12 protein-coding genes and 1 tRNA gene are annotated in these 11,725 nt (G+C 52.8%); 4 read left to right on the forward strand and 9 right to left on the reverse strand.

Translation table 11 applies throughout. The features are described 5' to 3' along the window. Window positions 1-7 precede the first annotated feature (7 nt). The gene (nac, locus tag AACS05_RS14180) at window positions 8-925 is read right to left on the reverse strand and encodes a nitrogen assimilation transcriptional regulator NAC (protein WP_045444396.1); all 918 of its coding nucleotides are present in this window, start codon (window positions 923-925) and stop codon (window positions 8-10) included. Window positions 926-1,249: 324 nt separating this feature from the next. On the opposite strand from nac, the gene AACS05_RS14185 reads away from it, so the two are divergent. The 4 genes from AACS05_RS14185 to AACS05_RS14200 all read left to right on the forward strand — a co-directional run bounded on the left by AACS05_RS14185 (window position 1,250) and on the right by AACS05_RS14200 (window position 4,991). Continuing rightward, a tRNA-Asn gene (locus AACS05_RS14185) sits at window positions 1,250-1,325 on the forward strand. 262 nt (window positions 1,326-1,587) lie between these two features. Then, on the forward strand, window positions 1,588-2,625 hold the full coding sequence (locus tag AACS05_RS14190; protein WP_045444398.1) for an extracellular solute-binding protein: 1,038 nt from the start codon (window positions 1,588-1,590) through the stop codon (window positions 2,623-2,625). Next, window positions 2,609-4,297 carry an ABC transporter permease gene (locus AACS05_RS14195; RefSeq protein ID WP_045444400.1) on the forward strand — a complete coding sequence of 563 codons (1,689 nt, stop codon included), beginning with the start codon at window positions 2,609-2,611 and terminating at the stop codon, window positions 4,295-4,297. The genes AACS05_RS14190 and AACS05_RS14195 overlap by 17 nt, the downstream gene beginning before the upstream one ends. Window positions 4,298-4,307: 10 nt before the next feature. Beyond that, on the forward strand, window positions 4,308-4,991 hold the full coding sequence (locus tag AACS05_RS14200) for an ABC transporter ATP-binding protein (RefSeq protein WP_045444403.1): 684 nt from the start codon (window positions 4,308-4,310) through the stop codon (window positions 4,989-4,991). Between the two features lie 28 nt (window positions 4,992-5,019). Here AACS05_RS14200 and ldtA read toward each other — a convergent pair whose 3' ends face one another. The 8 genes from ldtA to AACS05_RS14240 form a co-directional block, all read right to left on the reverse strand. Beyond that, the gene (gene ldtA, locus AACS05_RS14205; protein WP_045449687.1) at window positions 5,020-5,946 is read right to left on the reverse strand and encodes a L,D-transpeptidase; all 927 of its coding nucleotides are present in this window, start codon (window positions 5,944-5,946) and stop codon (window positions 5,020-5,022) included. A 118-nt stretch (window positions 5,947-6,064) separates the two neighbouring features. Continuing rightward, complete coding sequence (gene cobT, locus AACS05_RS14210) at window positions 6,065-7,129, reverse strand: nicotinate-nucleotide--dimethylbenzimidazole phosphoribosyltransferase (RefSeq protein WP_045444406.1); 1,065 nt, start codon at window positions 7,127-7,129, stop codon at window positions 6,065-6,067. Between the two features lie 25 nt (window positions 7,130-7,154). Continuing rightward, entirely contained in the window at window positions 7,155-7,898 is a 744-nt protein-coding gene (gene cobS, locus AACS05_RS14215; RefSeq protein ID WP_045444409.1) for an adenosylcobinamide-GDP ribazoletransferase, read from the reverse strand. Continuing rightward, window positions 7,895-8,440: a bifunctional adenosylcobinamide kinase/adenosylcobinamide-phosphate guanylyltransferase gene (cobU, locus tag AACS05_RS14220; RefSeq protein WP_045444412.1), complete on the reverse strand. Its 546-nt coding sequence runs from the start codon at window positions 8,438-8,440 to the stop codon at window positions 7,895-7,897. The genes cobS and cobU overlap by 4 nt, the downstream gene beginning before the upstream one ends. After that, window positions 8,437-9,957 (reverse strand): cobyric acid synthase, encoded by a 1,521-nt coding sequence (locus AACS05_RS14225; protein WP_045444417.1) that lies wholly within the window; start codon window positions 9,955-9,957, stop codon window positions 8,437-8,439. Before AACS05_RS14225 ends, cobU begins: the two co-directional genes overlap by 4 nt. Then, a complete protein-coding gene (locus tag AACS05_RS14230) occupies window positions 9,954-10,769 on the reverse strand; it encodes an energy-coupling factor ABC transporter ATP-binding protein (protein ID WP_045444420.1) in 816 nt (271 codons plus the stop codon). The genes AACS05_RS14225 and AACS05_RS14230 overlap by 4 nt, the downstream gene beginning before the upstream one ends. 8 nt (window positions 10,770-10,777) lie before the next feature. Then, window positions 10,778-11,455, reverse strand: coding sequence for an energy-coupling factor ABC transporter transmembrane protein (locus tag AACS05_RS14235; protein WP_045444423.1), 678 nt, complete (start codon window positions 11,453-11,455; stop codon window positions 10,778-10,780). Then, window positions 11,442-11,723, reverse strand: a complete 282-nt coding sequence (locus AACS05_RS14240) for an energy-coupling factor ABC transporter substrate-binding protein (RefSeq protein WP_006683999.1) — start codon at window positions 11,721-11,723, stop codon at window positions 11,442-11,444. The genes AACS05_RS14235 and AACS05_RS14240 overlap by 14 nt, the downstream gene beginning before the upstream one ends. Window positions 11,724-11,725: the final 2 nt, after the last annotated feature.

Consider the following 11,725-nt stretch of genomic DNA (forward strand, 5'->3'; position numbering starts at 1 on the left):
ATAAGGTTTAACTGACCAGCTGCAATTCGCGGTTTTCCAGCGCCGGACGGCTGACCAGTGATAACAGAATTTCTTTTACCGCTTGTGCCTGCGGCGACAAACTCCCTCTGGCCGATACATTCAGCGATAATGGCAAGCTCATCGACGGCGTTGTAATCCGGGCCATCCAGCCATTTGCGGCATTACATAATGAACGAGCGGCCGACTCAGGCAAAACAGTCACCCCCATACCGCTGGCAATAGCTGCAGTTAATGTGGAGATGGACTCGATTTCCCCGATTACTTTGGCCGTTAAGCGACGTAGCGAAAAGGCTTCGTCCACACGTAAACGTACAGCACTATAATCTCGCGGAAGAAACAGATTCATTTGAGCTACCGCGATTAAATCAACACTTTGACCCGGACAGTCACGCGTGCCAACAAGGAAAAGATCTTCTTTTAGCAATGGTTGACTGGAAATCCCAGCCACCGGCGAACGCTCATAGAGCACAGCCATATCAAGTTGACCACTGAGCAGTTTGTCGTTGAGCACTGCGCCACTGTTTTCATGCAGGTAAACCAAAACATCCGGCAGCTCGGCACGTACAGTTTGTAATAACGGCATCGTTATTGAGGATGCGGCAGTTCCAGGTGCGAGCCCAATAGACACCTGCCCGCTCAACGTCTGCCCGACATTATTGACCGCGAGCTGCGCCTGTTCACACTGACGCAAGATAGTCCGGGCGTGAGTATAAAGAACCTTTCCGGCCTCAGTTGGCGTCACGCCGCGCTTGGTACGAATCAACAATTGCTGATCCAGTTCACCTTCCAGCGTAGCAACCTGCTGACTCAGCGCAGGTTGCGCAATGTGCAACACCTCCGCGGCCTGGGTCAGGCTACCAATATCGACGATTTTTACGAAGTATTTCAGTCGTCTGAAGTTCATTTTGCCTCCTGTCGGAATACCAGAACCCGTGCTGGCAGTCATATTTATCAGGTTGCAAGATGCTTGCCAGTTTCGCCTGGCTGCAGTTAATCGCGCTAACCACCCGAAAAATAAGGGCCGATGGTGAATAATAACTATTCTCGATGCTTTGCGCAGTTTTCTGCCTGCCCCAACACGGGTAGGCGCGCACCAGAATGGAGCAAAAACATAAAAAGATTGAAAGATCGTCGCTTTGTTGATTTTGTCAGCAAACAAACACACATTTGCATTTACCCCTTTGACAACCCCTACGACCCTCGCTAATATGCGCCTCGTTCACACGATTCCTCTGTAGTTCAGTCGGTAGAACGGCGGACTGTTAATCCGTATGTCACTGGTTCGAGTCCAGTCAGAGGAGCCAAATTTAAGAAGCCTGCTCAGGAAACTAAGCAGGCTTTTTACTTTTTTACTGCCATTAAAAACCTCATTCCTTAAGCACCCTTCCCAACAGTTTTTCACCTGCCGGATGCCACATCACACCAATGATTAAAGTTGTGTAAATGTAAATCGTTTCAACTTTGCAATTATTGTAAGTGCTAGTGATTATCATTTATTGTACGACTGCCGAAAGGACGAGCGCTCGCTCGTTCACTGAACGTTCCAATTACTCTGGGATATAAACGATGAATGCTCTGCCTCGCACTGGACTGCGCCGTATCACGCTTGCATCAGCCCTGGTACTCTCCGTTAGCCTGCCGGCTTTCGCCCAGGATACGTTAACACTCTATACCACCCGCGAACCGGGTCTGATTCAGCCCCTGCTTGATAGCTGGACGCAATCCAGCGGTATAAAAGTAAGCACCGTTTATATCAAGGATGGCATGCTTGAGCGTGTAAAAGCAGAAGGTAAAAACTCCCCTGCAGATCTGCTGATGACCGTCGATGCCGGAAATCTCATCGATTTAGTTGAAGCTGGCGTGACACAACCGGTGCAGTCCGAAACGTTGAAGACTGCAATCCCGGCCAATCTGCGAGGTGAAGATAACCAGTGGTTTGCGCTTTCTATGCGAGCACGCGTACTTTACGCTGAGAAGTCTCTGCCAATTGATAACTGGCATTACGAACAACTCGCAAGCCCTGAATACAAAGGTAAAGTGTGTATCCGTTCCGGACAGCACCCGTATAACACGGCGCTGATTGCCGCCATGATTGCGCATCACGGTGAAGCCAAAACAGAAGAGTGGCTACGCGGTGTGAAAGCTAACCTGGCACGTAAAGCCACCGGCGGCGACCGTGACGTAGCTCGCGATATCCTCGGTGGTATTTGTGATATTGGCCTGGCTAACTCCTATTACGTCGGCCATATGAAAAATGCCAAACAAGGCAGCGATGCCCGTCAGTGGGGCGATGCGATTAAAGTCGTTAAGCCAACCTTTGAAAATGGTGGCACGCACGTCAATATCAGCGGTGCAGCCGTAGCCCGCTATGCACCTAATAAAGCAGATGCTATTAAACTGATGGAATACCTGGTTTCCGCACCCGCTCAGCAGCAATACGCGCAAGCAAACTTTGAGTATCCGGTACTGAAAGGCGTTACGCTCGATCCGGTTATTAGTGCCACTATCGGTGAAATCGACGTAGATAAAATTCCGTTAACCGAAATCGTGAAGTACCGTAAGCAAGCTAGCCTCCTGGTAGATAAAGTTGGATTCGATCAATAAATCGCTACAGTTTCCGACGTTACGCGGCCTGGTTTCCGGGCCGCAGTCATTATTAACACCATTGCATCTTAGCGCGTTATGCATTGCGCTAGGTGTCCTGACACCCATTGTTGCGCTTATCTGGCAGGCTACACAGGCTGATTTATCTCACTGGGATAATCTCATCGCGTTTGTATTGCCCTCAGCGTTAAAAAACACAGTACTTCTGCTGGCGGGAGTCGCTGTGATGGTGGGCGTGATTGGCGTTGGTAGCGCGTGGGCCGTAACGGCGTGGGACTTCCCAGGCCGCAAAATTCTCAGTTGGGCACTGCTGTTGCCACTGGCGATGCCGACTTATATCGTCGCCTTCGCCTGGCTCGATTTACTGCATCCAATCGGCCCACTGCAGACATTCATCCGTTTTTTACTGGGCTTTGACAGCCCACGACAGTTCCGCCTGCCAGATCTACGTTCACTTTCCGGTGCCATTATTTTGCTCGGTTTAGTACTTTACCCTTACGTTTATCTGACGACCCGGGCCATGTTCATCAGCCAGCCCGCCCATTTACTGGAAGCTGCCCGTACGCTTGGGTGCAGCGCAACCGGGACTTTCTTTCGCGTAGCCCTGCCAATGGCGCGTCCGGCGCTGGCAGTCGGTGTCAGTCTGGCACTTCTGGAAACGCTTAACGATATTGGCGCGTCGGAGTTTCTCGGGGTACAAACATTAACGGTCACCGTGTACACCACATGGATCTCCCGTTCTGATTTATCCGCTGCTGCACAAATCGCCTGCATGATGCTGATGTTTATCTTCTTCATTCTGACGCTGGAGTTTTATGGTCGCAGAAAGCAAGGATTCAGCAGCCGCAGCCTGCGAGAAATTCAACCCACACGCGTGCACGGCTGGCGGGGATGGCTCCTCGGCTCAGTGATTGCGCTGCCAGTTATTTTGGGATTCCTTGCCCCGGTACTGTTTTTAATGTGGGAGAGCGTCAAACGTTTAGGTGAAAAGAACCCGCTTTCCGCCTCGTTGCTCTCCGCATTGCAAAATACACTATTGCTGGCGGCGGGAACCACGCTGGTAGTGGTTTGCGTCAGTTTACTGGTGGCCTGGAGCGCGCGTCATAGTGCCGCAGACAACGCCATGCCAGGCTTTCGTCGCGGCGTGATGCGTCTGGCCTCTTTGGGCTATGCGGTGCCCGGCACTATTCTGGCAATTGGTTTTCTGCCGCCGGCTATGGCGGTAGACCGCTGGCTGGCCGATATACTGGATATTCGTGGTTTGCCGCTCATGTCTGCCGGTATCCTGCTGATTATTTGCTGTGCGATGCGCTTTCAGGCGATCGCCATCGGAGCGCTGGATTCCGGACTGGGTCGTATCCCCCCTTCCCTTGAACAGGCTTCGCGTTTGCTGGGTGAAAATGGCGCAGGTACATTTGCACGAGTCCATTTACCGCTACTACGACCAGCAATAGTAAGCAGTGCATTGCTGGTCTTTGCCGATGCGATGAAAGAGCTGCCCACGACTCTACTTTTACGCCCTGTCAATTTCGAAACGCTGGCAACGCTACTGTATGCAGAAGCCGCTCGCGGAACCTATGAAGAAGGGGCAATTGCCGCGCTGATGATTGTTTTAGCAGGCACGTTACCGGTTATTTTGCTGGTGCGTCACCAGATGACACGCCGTGGTTAAGAGAGTACCAATGTCAGAAATTGCATTACGACTCCAGGATGTGCATGTTGCATATGGCAACAGTCAGCAACCGGTACTGAGCGGATTTTCTATGTCTGTGCGCAAAGGCGAAATCGCCTGTCTGCTGGGCGCTTCAGGCTGTGGGAAAACCACGGTACTTCGTGCTGTTGCCGGGTTTGAACGCCTGCAACGCGGAGATATTTATGTTTCTCAGAGGCACGTTGCCGGCCCTGGCGTGCATCTGCCGCCGGAAAAACGGCATGTCGGCATGGTTTTTCAGGAATATGCATTATTCCCTCATTTGACGGCACAACAAAACGTGGCATTTGGCTTACGACGTATGCCGCGTGAAGAACAGCAGGCCAGAGTGGCAGATCTGTTAAACATGGTGGAATTGCATAGCCATGCCAGCCGTTATCCCCATGAGCTTTCAGGTGGGCAGCAACAGCGTATTGCATTGGCTCGCGCACTGGCGCCACATCCTGAAATCCTGCTGCTGGATGAACCCTTTTCCAGTCTTGATAAGCGTACCCGTGAACGTCTGGGGGGTGAGGTTCGGGATATTTTGCGTGCAGCCGGACAAACAGCGCTGCTGGTTACGCACAGTGAACATGAAGCCCGGTTGATGGCAGACCATATCGGTTTCGTAAAAATGGGGCAGTATCACATTAAACAAGCGGCCAGTCTTACTTGATCACGAAAAACAGGCCGCCTGTTACTCATTAATATTTATGAATCAGGCCGATATTCACCGGCATCCCGGAGCGTCGTTCAAGTGTTGCATTCGCGCGATTAACATCCACATCACTGCCTGTGATAAAACTACGCAATGCAGACGTTACCGGTAGTGGGATCTTTTTATCTGACTCATATTCAGCGCGATTTCGGGACAATGGCTCATGGACCTCAACCCAGCGGCTACCGTCTGGCTCTGCGCTATATTTCACCGGTCTGTCGATAAGTTGAACGCGCGTTCCAACCGGTACAGTATCAAAAAGGTATTTGATATCGTCATTACGCAGACGAATACAGCCCTGGCTCACCCGCAGCCCAATACCAAAATTGGCATTTGTTCCATGAATGGCATATAGCCTGCCGATATAAATGGCATACAACCCCATCGGATTATCTGGCCCGGCCGGAACAAAAGCAGGTAAGCTCTCCCCACGAGCGGCATATTCTCGCCGGGTATTCGCCGTTGGCGTCCAGCCCGGTGCTTCCTGCTTCCGCTCTACCACTGTCACCCAGTTACGTGGCGTTTCTCTCCCCGCCTGACCGATGCCGATCGGCAAAACCTCAACTGTATTTGTGCCCTGAGGGTAATAGTAAAGGCGCATTTCTGCGACATTGATGACAATTCCCTCACGTACGGTATCTGGCAAAATAATCTGCTGCGGTACAACCAGCGTTGAACCCGATTTAGGCAAATAGACATCCACGCCCGGGTTGGCCTCAAGCATATTGCTTAGCCCCTGCCCGTACTGCGCAGCAAATGCCTCCAGCGGCTGAGTATTTCCTTGCGGAACCGTAATTGTCAAAGGACTTCCCACCAGACGACTTCCCTCGGGTGGCAGCGGATAGCTTACAGCCTGTGTTCCCTGACTCGCGAACAGCATGATAAGCGAACATAGCAGTTTTACACGACGCATCATTGTCCTTTCCTTCGTCGCAACAGATATCCGTTAATTATAGCTTTTTTATCTGTTTTTCGGATTTACGACGTACACCATAAGAAAGAAACCCCGCCATTCAGCGGGGCACGGAGGACTACGCTTCCTTGCCGTCTGGTAGCACAATATTGCTGGCAGCTAAATGCCCCATATTGCTGTACATCGCACAGGCGGCTTCGACAATCGGCATCGTCAGCGCGGCACCACTTCCTTCACCTAAACGCATCCCCATGTTGAGATACGGCTCCAGTTCCAGATGTGCCAACGCGGTCCTGGCTCCCTTCTCGGCAGAGAAGTGTGAAGGGATCAAATATGGCTTAATCTCAGGCGCTATCCGGCAGGCGGCAAGTGCAGCTGAATAAGAGAGGAACCCATCCAGCAGCACCGGCAGACCGCAGGAGGCAGCACCTAACATCACGCCTGCCATACCGACAAGATCAAAGCCGCCGACTTTTGCCAGCACATCGATACCATCACTGGGGTCAGGTTGGTTGACGGTAATTGCCCGGCGGACAACCGCCACCTTATTACCAACGCGGGAAAGTGGAAGGTTAGCGCCAATACCAACCACATCCTCAGCATCGCTACCGGTCAACACGCTGACAATCGCTGCTGCGGGCGTAGTGTTTGCCATACCAAGCTCACCAACGCCAAACAGTGTCACGCCCTCATCCGCCAGTTCACGGATATAGCGGATGACTTCCAGCAGCAGTTCTTCAGCCTGAGAGCGGCTCATAGCCGGACCTTCAGCAATATTGCCGCAACCACGCGCCACACGCATATTGACTACGCCGGGGATAAGATCAGCATCAATCCCCACATCAATCACATGAACCTTTGCACCCGCCTGAGCCGCCAGCACGCAGACCCCGGTTGTCCCGCGCGTCATATTTGCCGCCTGAATAGCCGTGACCACTTTGGGTGAAACAGCAACGCCCTCATCCCATACGCCGTGATCGGCACACATCACCAGCATCGCTTTTCCCCCGACATGCGGCACACCCTTAAGGCCCGGCATACCAGCCAGTTGCACGGCAAGAGATTCAAGTCGACCAAGACTACCCGGTGGTTTGAGTAATCCGTCAATATGCTTCTGCGCACTCAACATCGCAGCACTATCGGGTGAAGGGATCGCCTGGAGTAAAGAGGATAAAGTCTGCATAAGGGTTCTCAATGTGTAGGCTGACTCAAAGCAGAGCCAGCAAGAAGATCAGCTCGCCAAGTTCGATGGCCGCACCCAGCGTATCGCCGGTTTGTCCACCCAACGTGCGTTTCAGTAATTGCCCAAGAATGAAAATTGCCACCATCGTGACGACCAGAGCCGCCACGCCACGCATGCCAGGAAGCAGTACTGCGGCAAGGATTGCCGCAAACCCCAACGTTACGCAGGTTTGTCGTCCGGTTACTTTGCCAATAAAGACGTTTCCCAGCCCCTCTTCTCGGGCATAACGATGCCGGTACATCAGCAGAACAGCGGTTCCCCGCCCCGCCACACAGGCCGCCGCCAGTGCCGCGAGCATCGGTGTTCCGCGCAAAGCCAGTTCGCTCACCACCAGCACTTTAGCCAGCAGAACGAAAATCAGCGCCAGCCCACCGTGCGTCCCCAGGCGACTGTCACGCATGATTTCCAGCATGCGTTCGCGCCGACGAGCAGAAAAAATGCCGTCACAGGTGTCCGCCAGGCCATCAAGATGAAAACCACCGGTCAGCAGCGCCAGAGCCAGCACGCTAAACAGTGCGGCCAGTGGAATACCGCACCAGGGTTGCAACGCCATAAACACCAGACCAGAGAGTCCCCCTAGCACTACGCCGATAAGGGGAAACATGACGATTCCGCGCGAATACTGTTCGAAATCGAGTCCTTGCGACCACCGTGTCGGAACAGGCAAGCGACTGATAAAAGAGAGCATTGCCCAGAACAACTTACTCATTTAATTTTGACTCCAATTCCAGATACCACCAGCCAGACCTCATCCGCCGCCGCTGCCAGGCGCTGGTTAACTCGTCCGGCAATATCACGAAAATGCCGCGCCAGACGATTCTCCGGAACAATCCCCATCCCCACTTCGTTGGTAACCAGAACGATTTTTGCCGGACAACGCTGACAAGCTTCGATCAGCATATGCATCTCTGCCTCAATAGATGTCTCCATTGCCGCGTAATCCCAGCTGTCGGGATCGCTATCACCGCCCAGTGAAAAGAGCAGATTGGTCACCATCGTGGTGATGCACTCCAGTAAAATCGCCTCTTGTGGATCGTTCGTCGCCGTTATCAGCTCATCAAGATGTTGCCAACGCTCAGCGGTACGCCAGTGCGCGGGACGACCATCGCGATGATGCTGAATTCGTGCAGCCATCTCGTCATCAAAAATCTGTGAAGTCGCGATGTACAGCACGTTCGGAGAATCAGCAATTAGCGCCTCAGCATGCCGACTTTTGCCGCTGCGTGCTCCGCCGGTAACCAGAATCATCATACTGGCTCCCGATGTTGCTGCATGATGGTATAAATTTTCTCAATATCGATGTGTTGCCGCATCGCATCCGCCAGCAGATCAAACTGCTGCGATTTATATTGCGCGTAATGGAAGGTGGAATCCAGCGGCGCTAACCCTTTCCGTACACGCAGACCATTAACCAGCGCACGAGTGAATTCATCGCTGTCGAACAGACCATGAAGATAGGTGCCAAACGCCAGACCATCGGGGGTTACCGCGCCATCAGCCACATTACCGCCGTCTTTGTGCAACGTCATCACCGACTGGCATTGCGTGGTTAATTCCGTTTCACCCATATGAATTTCATAACCGCGAACGGATAAGCCCGCCGCGTCCGCCAGCCAGTCAGGCAAAGAGGAGGACATCTGCCCCTCAACCAGGGTCGTTGTTTTGTTCTGGGCAAAATGGGTTACGGTATTGAGCAACCCCAGCCCCGGCAGCGTACCGAGTCCTGACTCCACCTCATCAATGATGGTATCGCCGAGCATCTGGTAACCACCGCAAATGCCCACCACCGGAACGTGCTGGCGATGTAGTTGCAACACGCCGTGCGCCATACCACTTTCACGCAGCCAGACCAGATCGCCCAACGTATTTTTACTGCCGGGCAGGATCACCAGGTTAACACCCGCCAGTTCCTCCGGGTGACGCACATAGCGAACGCGAACGTCCGGTTGTGCCGCCAGTGCGTTGAAATCAGTAAAGTTGGAAATATGTGGTAGTTGAACGACAGCAATCTCTATATCTCGTTTATCGGTGCGCAAATATTTGCCTTTTTGCAACGCGACACCATCCTCATCTTCCAGATCAACATCCAGCCACGGCATCACGCCGAGCACTGGAACGCCGGTCAGCGCTTCAATTTGTTCAATACCGGAATAGAGCAACGCCACATCACCACGAAATTTATTGATGATTACGCCTTTTACTCTGGCGCGTTCGTGGTCGTGCAGCAGCGCCAACGTACCGTAAATTGAGGCAAACACCCCACCACGATCGATATCGGCAACCAGAACAACCGGACACTGCGCCATTTCCGCCATGCCCATATTGACGATATCGCGATCGCGTAGGTTAATCTCAGCCGGGCTTCCCGCCCCTTCCAGCACCAGCACATCAAACTCCTGAGCCAGGCTGTTATAAACCGAAATAATCTGTTCCCGCAGGCGCGGTTTGTATTCGTGGTAACTCACCGCATCCATATCGGTGGCGACTTTGCCCATTAACACGACCTGGGCTTTACGGTCACTGGTCGGTTTAAGCAGCACCGGATTCATACGCACATCCGGTGTGATCCCTGCGGCTTCCGCCTGAAAAATTTGCGCGCGCCCCATCTCTTTACCCTCTGGGGTTATTCCAGAGTTAAGCGCCATGTTCTGCGATTTAAACGGTGCAGTCCGCAATCCATCCTGGTGAAAAATACGACACAGTCCGGCAACCAGTACGCTTTTGCCCACATCAGATGCCGTTCCCTGCAACATTATTGCCTGCGTCATGACGCCTCCTTCAGTGCGTTCTCTCGCATACAGCTAAAAAATTCAGCCTCTGTTTTACACAGCGGGAAGCCTAACTGTGTATGCAGCTTCACCAGCCAGGGCTGAGTTAATCCTGCTTGTTCAATAAGATCCGTGCGGGCAAATACCTCACCCGGTGTGCCGTGCGTCAGCACTTCCCCTCGGCGTAAAACGTAAACTGCATCGCTAACTTCATAAATAAGATCGATATCATGACTGGAAATGACCACATGATTTCCTTGCGCCACAATGCGTTTAATAATCTCAATCATCTGCGCACGACCCGATGGATCAAGGCCCGCAGTGGGTTCATCCAGTAACAGATACTGCGCCTGCAACACCAGCGCCCCTGCAATCGCAACACGTTTCTTTTGCCCGTGGCTTAAGCATTGAATGGGCTGATGGCGGAAATGTTGCGCATCTACCAGCGTCAATGCATCGTCAACCCGTCGGGCAGTTTCAGCCTCATCCACACCCAGATTGCGCAAACTGAATGCGATGTCACTGTCAATGTCGGTATAAAAGATTTGCTGATCGGGATCCTGAAATACGGTTGCCACCTGCTGGCGCAGCGCCAGCAGACCACGCTTGCTGTAATCCAGCGGTTTTCCTTGCCACATCACCGCCCCCTGCTGCGGACGTAGTAAACCACTCAGATTCATAAACAGCGTAGATTTCCCGCAGCCGTTCGCTCCCACCAGTCCGGTGACAGCATGCGGAGAAAAGTCCAGCGTTAGCCCTTTAAGGATGGGGTCATCCTGATAGCGAAACCAAAGCGCTGAGGTGGCAAGCATACTTTTCCTTACAGGTGAAAATCACCCTGATACAGTTTGATATCCAGTGTGGTGGTCATTTGTTGATAGCGGATCAACACGCGCGTAAACAACAATCCCACCAGCATCGCCAGCGAACGATAGCTCAACGGCAAACTACGATAACCAAAACGCAGCGTTTGTGCGCGATGAATGGCGAGCGCTTCGTCTAACAGAATAAAAATAAAGCGCCAGGTCAGCAGGATCTGTTCAGTGAGCAGTCGTGGAACATGCGCACGTTTGAGCAGAATGATTAACTGCGGAAATGGCAAGTTAAGCACCAGCCAGAATGTTGCCGCCAGTGCCGCCAGACTACGCCAGAACGTCTCATTGGCGGTATGTAAGCCCGAGGAGGTGATCCCCAGCCAGTAGCTCCCCACCGGAAGGCTGGCCAGTAAGGTCTGCGGATCGCGACTGACGCTAAATAAAATCGTCACAACACCAACTACCAGAAACCCAAAGGGCAATGCCATCCAGCGGCACCAGCGCCAGAAAGAAATGCGCAGCAACCAGCAACTCAGAGCGGCAATAAGTAACAGCTCAATACCCTGCCCCATCGGGGGCAGAGTAAAGGCCAGGATCATCATCAGCAGCCAGAGCAGGAATTTCCGCTGTGGTGAGACATGAAACCAGCGGCTCTGGTAGCTAAGCCTGTCAAGCCCGGTCATCACGACGTTGTCTGCCCTTGGTGTAACCCAGAATGTAGAAAATGACCGCTGCACCAAGAGATCCCTGAAGCGTAAACAGCAGGCTTTCAATCTCTCCGCTGGCGGGTTCATACAACGGCTGGAACCATGGCTCATAATGAGGGGCGATAGCCTGAATCTGGCTTTCTGCTTCGCCATCCGAGCCACCGTATTCTCCGCCGTGGTTAATAAAGAACGGCAGGATCACCAGCGCCACCACCATCCCTAACAGAATCAGCGTCTTTTTCATCG

Origin of the sequence: Citrobacter sp. S-77 (assembly GCF_963864895.1) — a bacterium.
GTDB classification, from domain to species: Bacteria; Pseudomonadota; Gammaproteobacteria; order Enterobacterales; family Enterobacteriaceae; genus Citrobacter; species Citrobacter murliniae.

Bases quoted from the DNA above. Each gene is read 5' to 3' on its own strand.
- AACS05_RS14230 (WP_045444420.1), bottom strand. From the start codon at position 10,769: ATGCTTGCCACCTCAGCGCTTTGGTTTCGCTATCAGGATGACCCCATC.
- cobT (WP_045444406.1), bottom strand. From the start codon at position 7,129: ATGCAGACTTTATCCTCTTTACTCCAGGCGATCCCTTCACCCGATAGT.
- AACS05_RS14240 (WP_006683999.1), bottom strand. From the start codon at position 11,723: ATGAAAAAGACGCTGATTCTGTTAGGGATGGTGGTGGCGCTGGTGATC.
- AACS05_RS14190 (WP_045444398.1), top strand. From the start codon at position 1,588: ATGAATGCTCTGCCTCGCACTGGACTGCGCCGTATCACGCTTGCATCA.
- ldtA (WP_045449687.1), bottom strand. From the start codon at position 5,946: ATGCGTCGTGTAAAACTGCTATGTTCGCTTATCATGCTGTTCGCGAGT.
- nac (WP_045444396.1), bottom strand. From the start codon at position 925: ATGAACTTCAGACGACTGAAATACTTCGTAAAAATCGTCGATATTGGT.
- AACS05_RS14225 (WP_045444417.1), bottom strand. From the start codon at position 9,957: ATGACGCAGGCAATAATGTTGCAGGGAACGGCATCTGATGTGGGCAAA.
- AACS05_RS14235 (WP_045444423.1), bottom strand. From the start codon at position 11,455: ATGACCGGGCTTGACAGGCTTAGCTACCAGAGCCGCTGGTTTCATGTC.
- cobU (WP_045444412.1), bottom strand. From the start codon at position 8,440: ATGATGATTCTGGTTACCGGCGGAGCACGCAGCGGCAAAAGTCGGCAT.
- AACS05_RS14200 (WP_045444403.1), top strand. From the start codon at position 4,308: ATGTCAGAAATTGCATTACGACTCCAGGATGTGCATGTTGCATATGGC.
- cobS (WP_045444409.1), bottom strand. From the start codon at position 7,898: ATGAGTAAGTTGTTCTGGGCAATGCTCTCTTTTATCAGTCGCTTGCCT.